General features: G+C 29.4%; 16 protein-coding genes and 3 tRNA genes. 12 read left to right on the top strand and 7 right to left on the bottom strand.

What is annotated here, in order from left to right:
• Positions 1-121 precede the first annotated feature (121 nt).
• From M9408_RS03270 to M9408_RS03250, 5 genes are all read right to left on the bottom strand, one after another.
• The gene (locus M9408_RS03270) at positions 122-862 is read right to left on the bottom strand and encodes a succinate dehydrogenase iron-sulfur subunit (RefSeq protein WP_250257185.1); all 741 of its coding nucleotides are present in this window, start codon (positions 860-862) and stop codon (positions 122-124) included.
• 17 nt (positions 863-879) lie between these two features.
• Positions 880-2664 carry a succinate dehydrogenase flavoprotein subunit gene (sdhA, locus tag M9408_RS03265; RefSeq protein ID WP_250257184.1) on the bottom strand — a complete coding sequence of 595 codons (1785 nt, stop codon included), beginning with the start codon at positions 2662-2664 and terminating at the stop codon, positions 880-882.
• On the bottom strand, positions 2665-3012 hold the full coding sequence (gene sdhD / locus M9408_RS03260; protein WP_250248877.1) for a succinate dehydrogenase, hydrophobic membrane anchor protein: 348 nt from the start codon (positions 3010-3012) through the stop codon (positions 2665-2667).
• Positions 2988-3395, bottom strand: coding sequence for a succinate dehydrogenase, cytochrome b556 subunit (gene sdhC / locus M9408_RS03255; protein ID WP_250235524.1), 408 nt, complete (start codon positions 3393-3395; stop codon positions 2988-2990). The genes sdhD and sdhC overlap by 25 nt, the downstream gene beginning before the upstream one ends.
• Before the next feature lie 1691 nt (positions 3396-5086).
• Complete coding sequence (locus M9408_RS03250) at positions 5087-6745, bottom strand: phosphoglucomutase (RefSeq protein ID WP_250257183.1); 1659 nt, start codon at positions 6743-6745, stop codon at positions 5087-5089.
• A 198-nt stretch (positions 6746-6943) separates the two neighbouring features.
• On the opposite strand from M9408_RS03250, the gene M9408_RS03245 reads away from it, so the two are divergent.
• Together M9408_RS03245 and fldA are read left to right on the top strand one after the other, a co-directional pair.
• Positions 6944-7708, top strand: coding sequence for an alpha/beta fold hydrolase (locus M9408_RS03245; protein WP_320411869.1), 765 nt, complete (start codon positions 6944-6946; stop codon positions 7706-7708).
• A 235-nt stretch (positions 7709-7943) separates the two neighbouring features.
• A complete protein-coding gene (fldA, locus tag M9408_RS03240; protein ID WP_250257181.1) occupies positions 7944-8471 on the top strand; it encodes a flavodoxin FldA in 528 nt (175 codons plus the stop codon).
• Between the two features lie 138 nt (positions 8472-8609).
• Here the strand turns inward: fldA and glnS are convergent, their stop codons facing one another.
• Positions 8610-10271, bottom strand: coding sequence for a glutamine--tRNA ligase (glnS, locus tag M9408_RS03235; protein ID WP_250257180.1), 1662 nt, complete (start codon positions 10269-10271; stop codon positions 8610-8612).
• 699 nt (positions 10272-10970) lie between these two features.
• Between glnS and nagB the strand changes: the two genes are divergently transcribed.
• The 5 genes from nagB to M9408_RS03210 all read left to right on the top strand — a co-directional run bounded on the left by nagB (position 10971) and on the right by M9408_RS03210 (position 13495).
• Positions 10971-11774 carry a glucosamine-6-phosphate deaminase gene (gene nagB / locus M9408_RS03230; protein ID WP_250257179.1) on the top strand — a complete coding sequence of 268 codons (804 nt, stop codon included), beginning with the start codon at positions 10971-10973 and terminating at the stop codon, positions 11772-11774.
• Positions 11775-11784: 10 nt separating this feature from the next.
• Entirely contained in the window at positions 11785-12936 is a 1152-nt protein-coding gene (gene nagA / locus M9408_RS03225; protein WP_250257178.1) for an N-acetylglucosamine-6-phosphate deacetylase, read from the top strand.
• 221 nt (positions 12937-13157) lie between these two features.
• Positions 13158-13231 (top strand) — tRNA-Met (locus M9408_RS03220).
• Positions 13232-13256: 25 nt separating this feature from the next.
• A tRNA-Leu gene (locus M9408_RS03215) sits at positions 13257-13340 on the top strand.
• Between the two features lie 83 nt (positions 13341-13423).
• Positions 13424-13495 (top strand) — tRNA-Gln (locus M9408_RS03210).
• 258 nt (positions 13496-13753) lie between these two features.
• Here M9408_RS03210 and M9408_RS03205 read toward each other — a convergent pair.
• Positions 13754-14929: an FAD-dependent monooxygenase gene (locus M9408_RS03205; RefSeq protein ID WP_250257177.1), complete on the bottom strand. Its 1176-nt coding sequence runs from the start codon at positions 14927-14929 to the stop codon at positions 13754-13756.
• Between the two features lie 410 nt (positions 14930-15339).
• On the opposite strand from M9408_RS03205, the gene M9408_RS03200 reads away from it, so the two are divergent.
• From M9408_RS03200 to leuS, 5 genes are all read left to right on the top strand, one after another.
• Entirely contained in the window at positions 15340-16371 is a 1032-nt protein-coding gene (locus M9408_RS03200) for a PhoH family protein (RefSeq protein WP_250257176.1), read from the top strand.
• Between the two features lie 56 nt (positions 16372-16427).
• Entirely contained in the window at positions 16428-16904 is a 477-nt protein-coding gene (gene ybeY / locus M9408_RS03195) for an rRNA maturation RNase YbeY (protein WP_250257175.1), read from the top strand.
• A 35-nt stretch (positions 16905-16939) separates the two neighbouring features.
• Entirely contained in the window at positions 16940-17830 is an 891-nt protein-coding gene (gene corC / locus M9408_RS03190; RefSeq protein ID WP_250248245.1) for a CNNM family magnesium/cobalt transport protein CorC, read from the top strand.
• Positions 17827-19389, top strand: a complete 1563-nt coding sequence (gene lnt / locus M9408_RS03185) for an apolipoprotein N-acyltransferase (protein ID WP_250257174.1) — start codon at positions 17827-17829, stop codon at positions 19387-19389. Before corC ends, lnt begins: the two co-directional genes overlap by 4 nt.
• A gap of 269 nt (positions 19390-19658) precedes the next feature.
• Positions 19659-22277 carry a leucine--tRNA ligase gene (gene leuS, locus M9408_RS03180; RefSeq protein ID WP_250257173.1) on the top strand — a complete coding sequence of 873 codons (2619 nt, stop codon included), beginning with the start codon at positions 19659-19661 and terminating at the stop codon, positions 22275-22277.
• Positions 22278-22285 lie beyond the last annotated feature (8 nt).

The following is a 22285-nucleotide window of genomic DNA, read 5'->3' as shown; positions in this document are numbered from 1 at the left end:
TATTAATAGATTAATTTTTAACTATATTGATTATTATAATCATACGTAGATATATATTGATATTTTTTATCTATATGTTGTTTTTAAATTTTTTAATAATTGTTATTATTTATATGTTATGTTATTTAATGCCTATTGCATTTTTTGCTAATATTCGTTTAATGTGACCTATAGCTTTAGCTGGATTTAATTTTTTAGGACATACACTAACGCAATTCATAATATTATGGCAACGAAAAACGCTAAAAGAATCTTTAAAATTCTTCAGTCTCTCTTTATGATTAGTATCCCGGCTGTCCATTAAAAAACGATATGATGTTAATAATCCGGCGGGACCAATGAATTTATCTGGATTCCACCAAAAAGAGGGGCAAGAACTGGAGCAGCACGCGCATAATATACATTCATAAGATCCATCTAATCTAGAGCGTTCTTCTGGAGATTGCAAATGTTCATGTGTCAATTTAGATTGTTGGTTGGGGTAATTATTAATTAGAAACGGTTGTACTCTTTCATATTGAAGATAAAATTGACTCATATCTACTACTAAATCACGAATTATTGGAAATCCAGGCAATGGACGTACTACAATTACATTATGATGATCATCATCATATAATTGTGTTAAGGAAGTGATACATGCTAGATTGTTTGTGCCATTTATATTCATTCCATCAGACCCGCATACTCCTTCTCTACAAGAACGACGAAACGTTAAAGTTGGGTCCTGTTCTTTTAATTTAATTAAAGCATCTAATAACGTCATATTTTTTGCATGTAATAAATTAAGAGTATAATTTTTCATATAGGGATTGTTATTGTGTTCAGGATGATAACGATAAATAGAAAATTTAATTTTCATATGTTAAGACTCTACTTTTAATATGCACGAATTTTTGGAGGAAAAGGAGGACGAAATTTTGGTTGCATATTTACATTACGGCGAATCATAATGTCATTTTTTGGTAAATACAATGTATGACATAGCCAATTTTTATCATCACGCATAGGAAAATCATAACGACTATGAGCTCCTCTACTTTCAGTTCTAAAAATTGAAGCCATGGCAGTTACATAAGCAGTTTCTAACAAATTATCTAATTCTAAACATTCAACCCGTTGTGTATTGAATGTGTCAGATTTATCGTCTAAAGTGGCATAATCTAATCGATTACGTATTTCTTTTAGTTCTGATAAACCTTTTAACATTTTTTCTTTTTCTTTAAAAACAGAAAAATTATTTTGCATACACAATTGTAGATCCTGACGTATTGTTACTGGATTTTCTTTTGCTCCTGGTTTTTTATTATTGTTCCAACGAATATAACGGGCTAATGATATTTCTATGTCAGAATTGGTAGGGCCACGAACCGGCCATTCTTCTTCTGATAAATATGACTGTATATATTCTCCGGTGGCATGTCCAAATACGATTAAATCTAACAAAGAATTTCCACCGAGTCGATTCGCACCATGTACCGATACACAAGCAGTTTCTCCAACTGCAAATAAACCTGGCACTGTTGTGTCTATGCCTGAATTATTTATAGTAATTACTTCTCCGTGTACTGTCGTAGGGACACCACCCATCATGTAATGACAAGTCGGAAATACTGGAATTAATTCTTTTACGGGATCTATACAGGAAAAAGTACGTACTAATTCTAAAATACCAGGTAATCGTAATTCTAGTAATTCTTTGCCTAAATGGTCTATCTTTAATTTAACATGAGGACCGCATGTGCCTGAATAACCTCGGCCTTCTTGAATTTCTAGCATAATTGCTCGAGCTACTACATCTCGACCGGCTAAATCTTTCGCTTTAGGAGCGTATCGTTCCATAAATCTTTCACCTAAAATATTTAAAAGATATCCTCCTTCACCACGGCATCCTTCACTTACTAAAATTCCAACTCCAGCTATACCAGTAGGATGAAATTGCCACATTTCCATATCTTGAGCAGGAATACCTGCGCGCAATATCATTCCAATTCCATCTCCGGTGTTTATATGAGCATTAGTAGTGGATTGATAAATACGTCCTCCACCTCCAGTTGCAAGTACTGTAGCACGTGCTTTGAAATATACTAATTCTCCTGTTTCAATGGAAAAAGCAGTGCAACCAAGTATTCTCCCGTCTTGGTTTTTTACCAAATCTAATGCGTACCATTCTGAAAATATAGTTGTTTTATTTTTCAAATTTTGTTGATATAAGGTATGTAATAGTGCATGTCCAGTACGATCAGCAGCTGCAGCAGTTCGAGCCGCTTGTTTTTTGCCATAATATAAGGTCTGTCCTCCAAATGGGCGTTGATAAATGCGACCATTTTTTAACCTAGAAAATGGTAGTCCCATATGTTCTAATTCTAACACTGCTTTGGGTCCTGTTTGGCACATGTATTCAATAGCATGTTGATCGCCTATATAATCAGATCCTTTAATAGTATCATACATGTGCCATTGCCAATCATCTTCGTGATTATTACCAAGAGCAACTGTAATTCCTCCTTGAGCCGATACTGTATGTGAGCGGGTAGGGAATACTTTGGATATTAGGGCGCAAGAGAATCCCATTTTAGAAACTTGCAGGGCAACGCGCAAACCTGCTCCGCCAGCTCCAATGACAACAGAAAAAAATTCTTTAACTGGTATATGATGGCGCATTTATACACTCCAAATAATAATTATTCCGAATAATAGGTACATGAATAACACAGAATTGGTTATCCATATGCTTATTCGTCTTAATATAATTAATTTTATATAATCTTCTAATACGTGGTGTATGCCAATCCAAGTATGACTTAAAGCGGAAATTAGGGTCGTTATGCTAAAAATTTTAGTGGTATTTTTACTAAAAAAGTTATACCATTCATCATAGGATAAGGTGTTGGTGGAAATAATAAAAGTAGATATATACATAATATATAATAACATTAGAATGGCAGAAAACCGGACCAACAACCATTCATATACTCCATGACGTTTCAAGGCCGACTTAATGGGTACCATATTAAAATCCCACTTAGAACAGATAACAAAATAGTTAAGACAAATATAATTTTTACGCTTATTTTTCCTATTAGTAGTGTTTGTTCCAAATATCCAAAATCCATTAAAATTTGACGAATGCCAGCGATTACATGATACATCATCACTATTGTAATTATCCAAAATAAAAATTTTGAAATATAACAATTCAATAATAAAAAGTTATAAATTTTATAAAATTCGTTATTAGAAGATAAAGATAATTTTAATAGCCAAAGAATTGGTCCAATGATGATGAACAATAAAATTCCCGAGATTCTATGTAAAATGGAAGCAACAGCAGTGATAGGGAATCGTATGGTTCTGATATTTAAATGTATTGGTTTTTTATTTTCTTTGATCATATAAATACTCTTAAGTTATCTAATGGTAAACATGTCATTACAATGATGAGATTTATATATAAAATCGTACAACAAAAGATAACCAATGATTTAACCATTGATTATTATTGTTATTTATATTGCGAATACAATTATTATTAATAACATGTCATCTTTAAATCTAAAATCTTCAGGTTGCGTTGATCTCTATCTTATTATAACAAATGATAAGCTTATATGTAATACTATATCTTGTATATTATTAACAATTTAATAATATTATAAAATTTGAAATGGATTCAGTTATTGTTATGTTTAAGAAATAATATATTTTATAACAATGAGGCAAGATTAATTATAACTTTAGTTATTAGTTTATATAAGGATAATGTGAAAAATAACAAAAAATTTAATTTGATAATTATGTTATTTTCAAGATGAAAAAATTTTTAGTTTTTTAAAATTTTTCACATTATCCTTATATATTAAGTTGATATTACTGATATTTAAATACTACGTTTACTTCCAATAATACATAATATTGGAAGTAAACGTAGTATTTAAATAGTGAGGGATTATATATATTTATTTTGTAAAAAATTGACGTATTCATCAGTCTCTCTTGAAGAGAGAGATATGTATAATTTAGTAAGAAATAATTTAATAAGCGGTTATGGATATTTTATTTTGTAATTCTGATTTTGTACTTATTGATTTTATAGATTTTAAAAATTTATTGTTTATGAATAAAGATAATTATATCGATAGTATTTTTACAATAAATAAACAGTATTAGTGGATTTTCATTAAATTCTTTAGAAATTATTGAAACTAGAATTACGAAATATTTCTCATATAAATAACCACAAAATTTGTAATTATTTTAATGCATGTAAAAGTATGTTATAAGTAGGCTTGTCTAAAAATATTTTTAATTTTTATTCAGTATTAGTATTTGTGTTATTTTTAATATATTAAGGTCAATTTTTGTTTATTCTTAAAAATAAGTTTTATATTGGTTTTGATTGTGCATAACGTTATATTTTTATATAATGGATTATCTATATATTTATTGCAAAACTAGTAAAAATTTTGATTTTTGTCTATGCATATAGTCAATTTGATTATTAACAAATGTATTTATGATTATTTAAATAGATATATGTAAAATTGTAATTATTTAGCGTAGTAGCTTCAAACATGTATAAGATCATTTATAAAAAATAATAATGAATTCATTTATTTATATATTGAAGATATTATTGATACAGTGTGTGATTTTAATACATAGATGTTATTAGAAATGGTAATGATTATAACATTAGGCTTGTGTTATTTGCATGATTTTCATGTATTAAATATAAAAATTATTTTAAAAAGATATGGATATTTTAAATACTCATACTTACTATGACCTTATATAATGAATTTTATAGGATGAATGAAAGACGTAATAAAATGCTAAATTGTAGTAAAAAATATATTTTTTTATTTTTATGAATGTACATATTAATTATGTATTGAATTATGATTATAGAAAATAAATGGAAACAATATTGATGATTGTTATGTTCACTGTAATTCTTATTTAAGAATAATATATGTAAAGAATAAACTTAAGATTGTAAATATATATATAATATAACAACTAATGATATGTGATTATTGTTGAGTAATTGTTTGCTATAACTTCTATGTTATAGCACCTTGTTTTAAGATGTATTTATTATAGAATGGACGGTATCTATTATTTCGTTTTCGATCTTCTCTCTATGAGAGCAATTTAAAAAACTTTCGCAATAAATTTTATATATTGGCTCAGTGCCAGATAATCTACATGCTGCCCAACCATTGTGGGTTATTATTTTTACGCCATTCATGGATATTTGGTGTTTTAATGGCGCTATATTTAAGATCCTAATGATAGGATCATTCGCTAATTCTAGCATATTAATTTGATTAAATAATGTGTTAGAAACAAGGGATTTTTGTGTATAATTGATGGGTAATTGAATACGATTGTAACTAGATATATCAAAATTTTTAATTAACTGATTATAATACTTCTGTAAAGATTTGTCGCTAACGGCAATTATTTCAGCTGCCAATAGACACATAATCATTCCGTCTTTATCAGTAGACCATGGAGAACAATAAAAATCTAAAAAAGACGCTCCTGCACTGTCTTCGCCTACAAAACCTAAACAATTGTTAAACAGTCCTTTTGCAAACCATTTAAAACCCACTGGTACTTCTAATAGTTGACGATTAAGATTATATGCTACTCGATTTATCATATTACTAGATACATAAGTTTTTCCTATAGATAATGTACGATTACACCATAATGGACGATTGTTAAAAAGATAATCAGCTGCAATAGTGAGGTAATAATTGGATTTAATTAAACCAGAAGGAGTGATAATACCATGTCTATCACAGTCAGGGTCATTAACTAAAATTAGGTCAAAATTTTTAGATGATTTTAACACTCCAGTCATTGCAAATTCAGAAGAACAGTCCATTCGGATACAGCCATCATAATCAAGATGCATAAAGCTAAAAGTTTTATCAATTTTTTTACTGATTACATTTAGATTTAATTGATAATATTGAGCAATATTTTGCCAATAATCTATACTTGATCCACCTAAAGGATGTACCCCTAATTTTAAACCAGATGTTTGTATAGCTTTCATATCGATTATTGTAGATAGTTTTTTTACATAATTCAGAATAAAATCTTGTGTATGTATATATCCGCTTTTCCAAGCGTTATCTAATGTTATACGATATACATTTTGTAAATTATTTATTAAAAACTTATTAGCAGTTCGTTCAATTGCACGAGTAATATTAGTAGACGCTGGTCCTCCATATATTGAGTTATATTTTATTCCGCCATCTTCAGGTGGATTATGGGAAGATGTAATAATGATGCCATCAGCTTTTTTTGTATGATTGTTGTGATGATTTTTGTTATATTGAGTAATAGCATGGGAAATAGCAGGAGTTGGGGTATAACCGTTTTTTTTTTGCACAATAACGTCAATATAATTAGCTGCTAATACTTCAAGCACAGATATAAATGCTGGCTCGGAAAGAGCATGAGTATCTTTCCCGACATAACATGGTCCAGTTATACCTTGTTGTGTACGTATTTTCACAATTGATTGACTAATTGCTAATATATGTGCTTCGTTAAAGCTGTATTTCTGGGAACTTCCACGATGACCCGATGTGCCAAATACAATATTATGAGCCTCATTGCTTGGATCTGGAGATAGAGTATAATATTGTGTTATTAATCGAGATGTATTAATAGTTTCATTACGTGATGCGAGTTTTCCAGCGCGAACGTGGGTTTTCATATAGAGATCTCTCTAATTGATTATTTTACATGATTAAGTAAATATTATGATATCTTATAAAAACTGTCGTTGGTCTAATATTTAATAAATAATTGCATATATTGATTAAATGAGTACTTTTAATATATATTAAAACGCATATTTTTTGATTGTGCTTAATAAAATGTCTGAATGTTGTCATTATTGTTGATACATATTATGCAGCTTAATTATAGATTACGAATTTTTAAAACTATATACCAGAGAATACCAATAGTAATGATCCATGGACTTTTTGGTAATCTTAGCAATCTTGGAATAATTGCTGAAAGCTTAGCTCAATATTGCTGTGTTGTACAAGTTGATTTACGTAATCATGGTCGTTCTCCTCATGCAAAATCTATGACTTATTCTGTAATGGCAAGAGATATTTTGGGCTTACTTGATCAGTTATTAATAAAGAAATGTATAGTTGTTGGTTACTCAATGGGCGGAAAAGTTGCGATGAGACTGTGTACGTTAGCCGCTGAGCGGGTAAGTAAGGTTGTGGTTATTGATATAGCTCCAGTAAAATATAGTATTTACAAGCATGATAATATTTTTGATGCGATTGAGTGTGTTAGTATATCCGGAGTAAAAAATAGAGACGAAGCTGCATATCTTATGCAGAGGTATTGTATTGATCAGACATTAATATTATTTCTATTAAAATCTTTCCGTCAAGGATCTTGGATGTTTAATATTGCATCTATTAGAGATAATTATAAACATATTAGCGGTTGGAATACATACCAAACTTGGTGGGGTCCAGTGTTATTTATTAGGGGGTCATTGTCTTCATATATTGATAATTGTTATTTACATGATATATACCATCAATTTCCGCAGGCACGTATTCATATGATATCTAATGCAAGTCATTGGGTACATTGGGATAATCCATTAGATGTATTAAGCGCAATTAATGAATTCATTATTCATTGATTTTTGGTAGATATCATAATTTTTATATATGATATTATCATTTGTCGCAAAGATTTAATTTAATTATAAACAGTAATATAAGTAATTATTGAATTGATTAAATATTGCACTAAAGGTATTATATAGAAATTATAATACCTTTAGTGCTTTTTAAGGTATAGGATTGGATACGTAATGGATTTAAACAATAGAGAAACGGTGTTTGTGTACAAAATAAATATAAGGTTGGAATATTATGAGAGGAGCATCAGTAGGTATTTTTTTTAGTAGCGATACGGGCAACACTGAAAAACTTGCCAAAATGATTCAAGCACAATTAGGACAGGATGTTGCAGATGTTTTTGATATAGCTGTCAGTTCTAAAGAAGATATAGAAAATTACGACAAATTATTATTTGGTATTCCTACCTGGTATTATGGAGAACCCCAATGTGATTGGGATGATTTTTTACCTGTATTAAGAAATATTGATTTTTCTGGAAAAAAAGTAGCAATTTTTGGATGTGGAGATCAGGAGGATTATTCGGAATATTTTTGCGATGCAATGAGCATCTTATATGATATTATTTTAAAAAATGGTGCTATCGTGATTGGATCATGGCCTGCGTCTGGTTATCATTTTAACACATCAAAAAGTTTAATTAGCACAGATAAATTTGTTGGATTAGCTATTGATGAAGATCGTCAGCCTGAAATGACAGAGATACGTGTGCGACATTGGGTTAATCAAATTCGTAATGAGATGAAGATTAACTTGAAATAAAATGGTAATCACATCGCTATATTTTTATCTGATTAAAAAAGTTATTATAAATCTGGTTTTAAATATCGTATGTGATAGATACGCAATTTGATTTATAGTAATAGAATATTATTATTGTATAATAGTTTAAGTTTATTTTTAGTAGTGTTTAGATTCTTTTAAGGTTACTGTTCTATTAAATACTAGATAAGATTTTTTAGAAAGTTGATTATCTATAATGAAGTATCCTTCACGTTCAATTTGATAGGGGCCAAGATTATCAAATTTAACTATATTTTCTTCAACAATCCCTTTGGATATTATTAAAGATTTAGGATTAATGTTGTCTATAAAATGATTCGTCATAGAAGGGTTAGGGTTGGTAAATAGTTTATCATACAGACGAAATTCTGCTGGTACATTTTTTGTTGCTGATACCCAATGAATTACTCCAGTTATTTTTCTACCGTCTATTGGATTTTTATGTAAAGTGTATGGATCATAACTACAGTAAATGCAAATGATATGCCCATTATTATCTTTTTTGATATTTTCTGCTTTTATGACATAAGCGTATCTTAATCGTATTTCTCTACCTAATGTTAATTTATAAAATTTATTGTTATTTAATATTTCACAAAAATCAAGACGATCAATAAAAATTTCTTGACTAAAAATTACATAACGGATCCCCATTTTAGGGTTATTAGGATGGTTGGGTACTTCAATTTTTTCTTCATATCCTATAGGTAAATTATTAATAATAATTTTTATTGGATTGATTACTGCCATAAGCCGTGGAGCATGTTTATTTAAGTCTGATCGGATACACGATTCTAAAAGTGATAATTTTATTTGACTTTCTTGTTTACTGATTCCGATACGATAGCAAAATTCACGAATTGATCTAGCTGTATATCCCCTGCGTCGTAATCCAGAAATGGTAGGCATACGAGGATCGTCCCATCCGTCAACTATCTTTTTTGTAACTAATATATTAAGTTTACGTTTAGATGTAATCACATATTCTAAATTAAGGCGAGAAAATTCATATTGAGTAGGACGAGTAATAATATCAATATTATTTAATATCCAATTATATAAAATGCGATTATCTTGGAATTCTAAAGTACATAAAGAATGAGTAATGCCTTCTATTGCGTCTGAAATACAATGACTAAAATCATATGTTGGATATATGCACCAACTCCCCCCGATGCGATGATGTGGAGTATATTTAATACGATACAATACTGGGTCTCGCATTACTATGGAGGGAGAGGACATATTAATTTTAGCACGTAAACAAGCGCCGCCTTCTGGAAAATACCCTTCTTTCATTTTATAAAAATAAATTAAATTTTCTTCAATACTACGAGATCGATATGGACTGTTTTTCCCAGGATGTGTTAATGTACCGCGATATTTTCTGATTTCGTCTGTGGATAATTCATCTACGTATGCTAATCCTTTTTTGATTAATTTGATAGCGTAATTATATAATTCTTTAATATAATCTGATGAATAATGTATATCTCCATGCCATATAAATCCAAGCCATTGGATGTCATATTTAATAGCTTCAACATATTCTTTGTGTTCTTTTTCCGGGTTGGTATCATCAAATCGTAAATTGCATTGTCCATGATAATATTGAGCAATATTAAAGTTAAGACAAATGGCTTTAGCATGCCCAATGTGTAAATACCCATTGGGTTCCGGAGGAAAGCGTGTACGTACATTAGTACATTTTTTTGATTTTAAATCTTTATTAATAATTCGGTGAATAAAATTAGGTCGGTAATTAATAAGAATCTTCATTTTGTTTATCCTTTTTATATGCCCGTAATTTTCTCATTAATATATATTTTATTTTTATGTTGCAAACAATAATGCTTTGCATATTATTAATATGCAAACAGTGATGCCGGCGTAAATCTTATTTTTATAGTTAAAACATATTTTTATTATAAATTTAATACGTAATTGTATTAATTAATCTTTGTGCATATATGTTAGACGCCATTTATATTTAACATTTTACAATTGTAATTTATAGATATTTATTTTTATGGAAGATATATAATAATATATATATGAATTTTATTTTGTTATTGTAAATCGCGTTGTATTTGGTATAATTCGCTAATTTTAGTTGGTTTTGAGTTTAAATGACAGTCTCTAGAACTAATAAGCATAGATATGAAAATTATATTGGAATTATAAATGTGCATGATGTATACAGGTTTGTGTATAATGGGTTATAAAGTTGTATACTAAACTTAGTAAGTTATTGTTAAATAATTTTATAATATTTTATATGCATATTTTTTGTGATTATTAATTGAAAGAATATATTAAAATAATTTTTTAACAAGATGTACGATGTGTTTGTTGGTAATTTATAAGTATCAATGATAATGTTTAAATAAATACTTTTGTGTTTATTTTTTGTTAAGTATTTTTTAAATTGTTATAGAGTAATTTAATTATTAATGTAATGGAACACAGAGATACAGCATGAGGGTTATATTTCTTGATACTGCCGATCACGTGGCTCAATGGGTTGCGCACTATGTTGTTTACCGTATTAATTCTTTTAGTCCTACTATTGAAAATCCGTTTGTATTGGGATTGCCTGCAGGTAGAACACCCATAAACACTTACAAAAATATTGTATCACTGTATCAGTCTAGTAAAGTTAGTTTTAAATATGTAGTAATATTTACTATGGATGAGTATGTTGGTTTATCTTGTGAAGATCCCAACAGTTATCACAATTTTATATATACGAATTTTGTTAACCATGTTGATATCCCTGAAGGGAATTTCCATGTTTTACATGGAAATTCTGACAATATTAAAGATGAATGTCAACAGTACGAAGAAAAAATAAAATCGTATGGAGGTGTTCATTTGTTTATAGGAGGAGTTGGAAATGATGGGCATCTTGCTTTTAATGAACCGGGTTCTTCTTTAACATCACGTACTAGAATTAAAAACTTAAGCACAGCAACTCGTGTGTCGAACGCTAATTTTTTTAATAATAATATTAATTCTGTGCCTAAATTTGCATTAACTATTGGGATTTCTACATTATTGGAATCACGAGAAATAATAATAATAGCAACTGGACTAAATAAGGCGGAAGCAGTAAAAGCGGCAATTGAGGGCAGTGTTAATCATATGTGGCCCATTAGTTGTTTACAGTTACATCAAAAATCAATATTGGTGTGTGATGAGTTGTCAACTATGGAATTAAAAATAAAAACGGTTAAGTATTTTCAAGAATTAGAAATTAATAATAAAACAATTACAATATAGTTTCTAAAATATGTATGCTTTAATTAATAGTAAAATTTATACTGGTAAAGAAATTCTTAATGACCATGCGCTTGTAGTTTCGAAAGGAATTATTAGAACTATTTGTTCTATTAGTGAATTACCAAAAAATATAGATATACATGATCTATCAGGGTCTATATTGACACCTGGATTTATAGATTTACAAGTTAATGGATGTGGAGGAATACAATTTAATGATTATATAAATGCAATATCAATATGCACGCTGAAAACAATGCAAATAACCAATGAGTTTTCAGGTTGTACTAGCTTTCTTCCAACATTAATTACTAGTAGTGATGTTTTGATTAGAAGAGCTGTTAAGGTTATGCGTGGGTTTTTGTCTCATAATAAAAATCAAGCTTTAGGGTTGCATTTAGAAGGTCCGTTTATAAATGTTAGAAGGCGAGGTATACATAACCCCGTATTAATTCGTTTGCCAACAGAAGAAATGGTAAATTATTTGTGTGATAATAGTGATGTTATTAAAAAGATAACTCTTGCTCCTGAACAATTAAAGATGACGTTTGTGAAGAAGTTACATAAATCTGGGATTTGTATTGCAATTGGACATTCTAACGCTACTTATCAGCAAACACGATTTAGTTTTTTATGTGGTGTTAGTTTTGGAACTCATTTATTTAATGCTATGCCTCCGTTAATTGCTCGTGAACCTGGTGTTATTGGTGCTATTTTTGATACACCAGAAATATATTGTAGTGTTATAGCAGATGGGTTGCATGTTCACTGGGCTAGTATTAGATATGCGAAGAAGATTAAAGGAGATCGTTTAATTTTAGTAACTGATGCAACTAGTCCTGCAGGAACTAGTAAAGTAAAGTCTAATTTTATTTTTTCTAACAAAACTATATATCATCATAATAATATGTGTGTGGACAGTAGAGGGGTGTTGAGTGGATCAACTTTAACAATGATACGAGCAATAAAAAATAGCGTTGAATATATTGGAATACCGTTGGACGAAGCTTTGCGTATGGCTACTTTATATCCAGCAAAAGCTATAAGAGTGGACCATTATTTAGGTAGTTTAGAAATAAATAAAATTGCTAACTTAACTGTTTTTAATCAGGACTATAAAATACAAAAAACTATTGTTAATGGTAAAATAGTTAATATGTAATTTTTATGGCTTTATGTATTTGCAGTATTAATATTGTTAAATGTAATTTAGGTAAATCTTAATTTTCTGTTACTGTAGATTAGTGAGTAGTTTACTGTATTTTAATAAAACTAAATTTTTATATATAAAATGATATTAGTATTATTTTATATAGTAATTATATTTATCTAAATAATAAGATGAATATAAAAGAATGTTGCGGTTAAGTCAATCGAAATTTTGGCTACGTAGCTCAGTAGGTTAGAGCGCAGCACTCATAATGCTGAGGTCACAGGTTCAAGTCCCGTCGTAGCTATATTGATATAAGCAGCAGACAGCACGCGGGAGTGGCGAAAATAGGTAGACGCGTCAGAATTAGGATCTGATACTGATAAAGTGTACGAGTTCAAATCTCGTCTCCCGTATGTTATTTATTGGTTGGAATAATGAAAGAAGAAATGTAAAAATATAAAGTATATGCGTGCGTGTGAATATGTCTTAATGATAATGGGGCATAGCCAAACGGTAAGGCAGCGGGTTTTGATCCCGTCATTCCCAGGTTCGAATCCTGGTGCCCCAGTAGTTATAATTATAGTTATAATACCAACTGCACGAAAATATATAATGTTTATATGTTTAATTTTAAATTTAATTTATTATTAATGACTGCTAAATGTAAATGTTACTACATAGGATATAAGGCAATTTGATGTAATTGTATATATACTTGATATTTTTATGTATTTGTATATTTATACTTGGTTTGTTATTAACGATAGATTAGATTTATGCATTATGTATATAATGATAGGAGGAGTTATATTAGAAAAAGATATTATTATATGCCTAAAGCATATAATAATATCTTTTTCTTTAGGTAAGTAGAGCGTTCAATTGCCATAAATGCAATATTTCTCGCTATTTTAAGTGGCCAAAAGTTGTTATGAAAAACAAAATACAGCCAGTCTATACTAGTTTGCATTAGGGCGGAATCATATTTACGGTTATTTTGATAGGATATTAAAATTTCTGATACACTTGAGTATTCATCAAAAACACGTGAATTAATTAATAAATGTGATAAACTTGCAACATCTCGTAGTCCTAAATTTATTCCTTGTCCCGCTAAAGGATGCAAAGAATGAGCGGCATCACCAACTAATGCTCCTCCTGGAGTTATATAACTGTATGCGCGTTGACGAATGAGGGGAGCTACAGTTATATTGTATAGTTTAACGTTACCTAATTGGTTTTTGAAATTATTTCCAATTTCTTTTTCTAATATTTCTGTAGGTAACTGTTGTAATTTTTGAATATATTCAGGAGTGTTATACCACATTAATGACCCCCAATGATTATATAGAGGTAAAAACCCTATAGGACCATAAGGAGTGAATATTTGCCAAATTGTTCCATATTGGTATTTTTCCGTTTTGATAGTAAGTAACATGCAACATTGATGATATTTCCAACCAATTACTCCGATTCCTAATTTTTTTCGAATTTGGGAATAAATGCCATCAGCTCCTATTAATAGACGACTGATGATTATGGTGCCGTCATCGAGAAGACATCTCCAAGAAGAACTGTCATAATGCATAGAAACTAGTACAGCCGGACAACATAGTGTTATTGTTTTGAAGTTTATAAAATTTTCCCATAATGCCAATTGCAAACGATTATTTTCAATAATTAACCCCATTTTAGGAATGCCTACAGATAAAGAATGAAAGGTTATTTTTGCCGATGGCCATTCCCATGCTTCTAAATGATGATATGGAATACATAAATTAGAAGGAATTTTTTCCCATATCTTGATTTTTTTTAAGAATTCTACTGAAGCGCAATTAATAGCAGCAACTCGAATATATGGTGTTGTTTTTTTTTTAATTGGAGCAGGATGTTTATGGTCTACTATGATTACTTTAATTCCAGATTGAGAGAGACGTAATGCTAAGGATGCGCCTATAATACCGCCGCCAAATATTAACACATCACAAAGTAATTTTTTCATAGTATTTTATGATTTAATGTAAGGAGTAATTTATACGCAATGTATATTTAATGATGTTGTTAGGATTATATATAACTAAATAATTATTAATGAATAAAATACATAACATAAAAAATGTATATATTTAAATAAATATTAAAAATTTTATGGGTTTAATCATAAGTTAATATTTGTAATATATGATTGACAACATTTTAACCTTAAATATGTTATACTTTGTATAAGTATATCAATATATTTGGTTAGTTTTTATGAATAATTGTATATTCTATATATGTTAGTATATAATGTTGTTTATTATATTTCATAATTTAATAACATGTTTCTATTAATATTTTATTTATTTTTAAAAGGTGTTAAATGCGGTGGTATTGTTAACTATTTTAGTTCTGATAATTTAGGAGTGATATTTGAATTTAGTAACTAAAGAAATTAGGTTGCAACCAGCCAACAATAAACGTTTAATAAGTCTGTGCGGCCCCCTAGATGATAACTTGAAACAATTAGAATATCAATTGAGAATTACTATCAATAGGTACAATAATTTTTTTAGATTAATAGGTCCATCAATATCAGTTGAAATAGCTACTGATGTTTTAGTATCTTTATATTCGGAGACAGAGTCTGAATACGGAACGATTAATGATATTAACCCAGAACAGATGTATTTGACTGTTAAGAAAATCCAAATATTGAAAAAAAAATCAAAATGTATAAAAGAAGTTAGTAATACTTCAGTAAGAATTGAGACAAAACATGGAATAATAAAACCTCGTACAGAAAATCAAGCACAATATATTTCTAATATTTTCAATCATGATATTACTTTTGGTATAGGGCCTGCAGGAACTGGAAAAACGTACCTAGCAATAGCTGCTGCAGTAGATTTGTTGGAGCGTCAAAAAAATAAACATATTATTTTAACTCGTCCTGCTATTGAAGCAGGAGAGAAATTAGGATTTTTACCAGGAGATCTTCATCAAAAATCTGACCCTTATGTTCGGCCATTATATGATGCTTTATTCAATATAATTGGATATGAAAGAGTAGAGAAATTAATACAAAAAAAAATAATAGAAGTAGCTCCGTTGGCTTACATGCGCGGACGTACATTGAACGATTCTGTTATTATTCTTGATGAGAGTCAAAATACAACTATTACTCAAATGAAAATGTTTTTAACGCGCATTGGATTTCGATCTACGGTAATTATTACCGGGGATATTACGCAAATTGATTTACCATCTAATCAATCATCCGGATTGGAGCATGCTATTAAAGTATTGCCTATTATTAAAGATATTAGTTTTAATTTTTTTAATAAAGAAGATTCAGTACGTCACTCTATAGTAACTCGGATAATAGACGCGTATGAAGCATGGGATAGCAATAAAAATATTTTAAGTATGAGTTGTAATAAATATGAAAATAGTTGTAAATAAAATGATAAAGAAATAAATAGTGATGACAATAATCATTGTAATAAGAGGATTGATTGATGGCAAATAATCAAATAATTCTTGATTTGCAATTAGCATGTAAAAACTTACATGGATTACCTAATAGAAAATTGTTTAGATCATGGATGCGCAATATATTTTTTACATATAAAAAAAAAATAGAATTGACTATTCGTATAGTAGATGTAAAAGAAATGCGTTATTTAAATTGGTATTATTTAGGAAAAAATTGTCCTACTAATGTTTTATCATTTCCTTTTGTATCCCCGTTGGGAATTAAATCTCCATTACTCGGAGATATAGTGCTTTGTCGCCAAGTGATTGAGCATGAATCTAAGAAAAGAAATGTGCCATCTACTAGCGCGCATTGGGCGCATATGATGATTCATGGTTCATTGCATTTATTGGGATATAATCATCTTCTTGATGAAGAGGCTATATTAATGAAACGAACAGAAATAAGTATACTTCAGCAATGTGGATATCAAACGTGTTGTTCTATTATACATAGGTAATTTAAATTTTTTATAAGATATAATAAAGTAAAATTATGAATGACCATAATTTAACGGAGAATGTTAGTTCTATTCGTAAAAAGAGCTTTTTTGCTTTCATATTACATCATCTCTTTCATAGTACTCCTAAAAATCGTGATGATTTGCTAAATTTAATACGTGATTTTGAACAAAATTCTTTGATAGATGCAGATACTCGAGATATGCTAGAAGGAGTTATGGATATTGTTGAACAAAAAGTTAGAGATATTATGGTGCCTAGGGCACAAATTATTTTTTTAAAAAATACTCAATCTTGGGATGAACAGCTTTCTATTATTATAGAGTCTGCACATTCTAGATTTCCAGTATTACATGGTAATCAGGATAGAATTAAAGGAGTTTTAATTGCTAAAGATTTATTACCATTCATATTAAAAAAATCTCAATCATGTAATTTTGATAAAATTTTACGCCCAGCTTTGGTAGTACCAGAGCATAAAGGTGTAGATAGGATGTTACAGGAATTTCGTATACAGCATTGTCATATGGCTATTGTAATAGATGAATTTGGAGGTATGTCTGGACTTATTACTATTGAGGACATATTAGAATTGATTGTTGGTGAAATTGAAGATGAATATGATAATAAAGATAATTGCGATATTCGTCAGATAAGCCAATATACTTTTATTGTTAATGCATTAACTCCTGTTATAGATTTCAATAAGATGTTTAATACCTGTTTTTATAATGAAGAAATAGATACTGTTGGAGGTTTTGTGATGCAATCTTTTGGACATTTACCTACAAATGGGGAATCTATAAACATTTCAGGTTATAAATTTAAAGTTACGCTTACAGATAGTCATCGTATTATGCAATTACTTGTACAAATTCCTAAAAATTCATTACATGTATCTAAAAAAAATAACTTGCACACATGATATTTGTTGTGACTGCATATTATAAATACAGACAATTTTTATGGTTGTTCATAGTATTATTATTTGGAGCTTTTGGTATTTTAGGATTTTCTCCATATAACTTTTGGCCAGCTAGTATTATTTCATTAACTGTTTTATTAAAAATAGTTTTAGATTCTACATGGAAAAAAGGTATATGGTATGCGTTTTTTTGGGGTATTGGTTTTTTTGGTAGCGGGCTACAATGGATTTATATAAGTATAGATCAATTTGGTAATATGTGTAGTTGTGTTAATACTGTATTAATTGTTTGTTTCGTTTTATATCTAACATTGTTTCCTATATTGTTTTCTGTATTACTTACGGCAATACATTTAAATACAACTATATGGCATGCAGTAGGTGCTGCTCCAGTATTATGGTTAAGTATTGAATATATTAGAGGACATGCTTTTACTGGATTTCCGTGGTTACAGTTTGGGTATAGTCAAATTGATGGGCCTTTCAAAGGCATTGCCCCTATTTTTGGGGTAGAAGGTATCACGTTTATTCTTGTTTTAATAAGTGTATTAATAGCAGTATCCATTAAAAGAGCGCAGTTATCGTTAACAGTTATATCTTTAGGGATATTGTTGTTTATGTGGCCTTTAACATGGATACAATGGTATCATACACAGCCCCAACGTGCTGTCAATGTTTCGTTAGTACAAGGTAATATTGACCAACATGTAAAGTGGGACGCTAATTATTTAGAAAAAATAATGCAAATATATTTGAATCATACTTTGCCCTTGCTCGGGAAAACAAAAATAATTATTTGGCCGGAATCAGCTATCCCAGGAAATGAAATTGATCATGACCAAGTGTTAACATTATTAGATCATCAATTAAGACAGGATCAAACAAATCTGATTACTGGGATTATTGGAATACGTTATGATAAAAATATTTCCAATTACTATAATAGTATTATAGTAATTGGAAATTCTAAACCTTACAAATATCCGAGTCATAATCGGTATGACAAACATCATCTAGTATTATGTTCTGAAAGGGTTCCATTTCAAAGATTTTTTAGTCCATTGTTACGTTTATTTAATATTCCTGTTCCTTTTATGCAAAAAGGTTATTATTTTCAGCCACAATTGACTGTATCATTTATTAAAATGACTGCTGTTATTTGTTATGAAATAATTCTTAATAAGCAAATCCGCGATAATTTTAAACCTGATACTGATTTTTTATTAACTGTTGCAAACAACGCATGGTTTGGAAATTCTATTGGCCCATGGCAACATTTTCAAATGGCTCGCATGCGTGCTTTAGAATTGGGAAGGCCTTTATTATGTAGTACTAACAATGGAGTTACTGCTATTGTAAATGCGGATGGTTCTATTCAAGCGAAACTTCCTCAGTTTACTTCAACAGTGCTTAGTGATACAGTTGTTCCAACTACAGGTTTGACGCCGTATGCAAGGTTTGGAACCTCCTGGTTTTTTTTAGGTATTATTACTATATATATTATTTTAATCTTTAAATGCAGAAATTATATTATAGATTTAATAAAAAATTTTTATTAAATCTATAAAGTGCGTCGTATATAATTGTATAGAAACTTCGAAAATTTATTTATATATAGGGTTTGTTTTATTTACTAATAACTTAAGTATTTTTATAAACATATAACAAAAATTGATTAATTGTTATTTATGACGTGTATGTACTGCTGTTTAATTTTTTAGTTCGTAATTTTAATAAAAAATGGTTTTAATTTAGAAAATATTGATGTGTTTAATTAATTTAAGTTTTAATTACCGATTAATAATTTTTTATTTATAGTGAAGTCGTTATGCGCAAATTATATTCTCCAAGTGAAATTGAAGGTATTATTCAGAAATATTGGCACAAAAATAAGACCTTTTCAGCAACAGAAGATAGTAGTAAAGAAAAGTATTATTGTTTATCTATGATTCCATATCCATCTGGAAACTTACATATGGGCCATGTGCGCAATTATACAATCGGAGATGTAATTTCTCGATATCAACGTATGCTTGGAAAAAATGTATTACAACCTATAGGTTGGGATGCGTTTGGGTTGCCTGCAGAACATGCTGCAATTATAAATAATACAGATCCAGAAATTTGGACAAAATCTAATATTTATTATATGAAAAGTCAGTTACAATCGTTGGGTTTTGCTTACGACTGGAGTAGGGAGATTATAACTTGTCAACCTCAATATTATCGATGGGAGCAATGGTTTTTTACGATTTTATATAAGAAAGGTTTGGTATATAAAAAAACTTCATCAGTAAACTGGTGTCCATACCATAAAACGGTTTTAGCGAATGAGCAAGTTGTTAATAATTGTTGTTGGCGTTGTCATGTTCGTGTTAAATATAAAAAAATCCCGCAATGGTTTATAAAAATTACTAATTACGCAGATCAATTGTTATATGGGTTAGATCAATTAAAAAATTGGCCTAAACAAGTAAAAATTATGCAAAAAAATTGGATAGGACGTTCGGAAGGTATCAATGTTACTTTCAATACTGTGAATTGTGATGATACGTTAACGATATATATAACCCAATTAGATATTTTTATGGGAATTACTTGTTTATTAGTATCTATAGATCACCCAATAGTATTGAAAATAGCAGAAATTGATCCAAATTTAGCTCATTTTATTCAAAAATGTGATCATTTTGATATTAAATCAAGCAAAGAAAATATTCATTTTTTTGAAAAAAAGGGAATGCCTATTAATAATATTTATGCGATACATCCAATTACTAATAGTAGATTGCCAATTTGGGTTGTTAATTTTGTAATACCTGTTGAATCTGATGGAATAGGAGCATCTATATTAGTTCCAGCTCATAATCAACAAGATTGGGAGTTTGCTTATAAATATAATTTACCAATTAAACCTGTCATAAAGAATCTGGATGGAACTGAACCAAATGTTATAGTTAAAGCAATGACTGGAGATGGAATATTATTTAATTCTGGTGAGTTTAATGGATTAAGTTCTTGTATGGCATCTAATATAATTGCTACAGCGTTAATTACACGTGGTATAGCTCAACGTAAGATACATTATCGTTTAAAAGATTGGTGTATCTCACGTCAGCGTTATTGGGGAGTTCCTATTCCTATGATAACGCTAGAAAATGGTGTTGTTAAGCCAGTGCTTTTTGATCAATTACCGGTAATTCTGCCAAAAAAAATTGCATCTATTCAAAACAATAGGAGTTCTAAACATATAGATAGTTCTTTAAAGATGTATTCGGATTGGACTCTAACTACTTATAAAGGACAAGCAGCTATTCGTGATACTGATACTTTTGATACTTTTATGGAATCTTCTTGGTATTATGCTCGTTATACATGTCCTCATTATAGTAAAGCTATGTTGGATACACATTCTGCTAATTATTGGTTACCGATTGATCAATATATAGGCGGGATTGAACATGCCATCATGCATTTATTATATTTTCGTTTTTATCATAAATTAATGCGTGATGAAGGATTAGTTTGTTCTGATGAACCTGCAATACGCTTGTTATGTCAGGGTATGGTATTATCAGATTCATTTTATTATTTATCTGCTAATAATCAACGTATGTGGGTAGATCCAACTCATGTTAAAATAAAACGTGATAAAATGGGGCATATTATAAAAGCTGTAGATAGAAATGGACGTGATTTAATTTATGCTGGAATGTGTAAAATGTCTAAGTCAAAAAATAATGGTATTGATCCAAATATAATTATTGAAAAATATGGTGCGGATGCAGTGCGTTTTTTTATAATGTTTGCTGCTCCAGTTGAAGCAGCATTAGAATGGAAAGAATCTGGATTGGAGGGCAGTCAGCGTTTTCTTAGGCGTGTTTGGAGTTTAGTATATCAACATATCCAAAATGGACCTGTGCATACATTGCATGGTTTAATGCTTAATTATGAACAACAATTTATTCGGTATAATATACATAAAACCATAGAAAAAGTTACTGATGATATTGATCGTAGACAATCATTTAATACTGCTTTAGCTGCAATTATGAAATTAGTGAATGAGTTATATGGCGCTCCAAAAAAGAGTATGCAAGATAGAGTAGTGTTGCAAGAAGCTTTGCTAGTAATAGTACGGTTACTATACCCGTTTACCCCACATATTAGTTTTATTTTATGGAAAGCTTTAGGAGGTTTGGAAGACATTGATTATGCAACATGGCCAACTGTAGATGCGCAAGCAATCATAAATGACAGAACGCTTATTATAGTACAAATTAACGGAAAAATGAGACATAAAATATATGTACCATTGAATAGCGATAAGAATGTAGTGTATAAATTATTAGAAGCAGAGAATGTTTTGAATAAATATTTTATTGGAAAAAAAATAAATAATATAATTTATGTTCCAAATAGAGTGATCAATATTATTATACAGTGAACATTGAT

The organism is Candidatus Blochmannia vicinus, from assembly GCF_023586525.1.
In the GTDB taxonomy this organism is placed as follows: Bacteria; Pseudomonadota; Gammaproteobacteria; order Enterobacterales; family Enterobacteriaceae; genus Blochmanniella; species Blochmanniella vicinus.
Note: the sequence above shows the minus strand (reverse complement) of the source record. Positions and strands in the feature narration are given on the sequence as shown.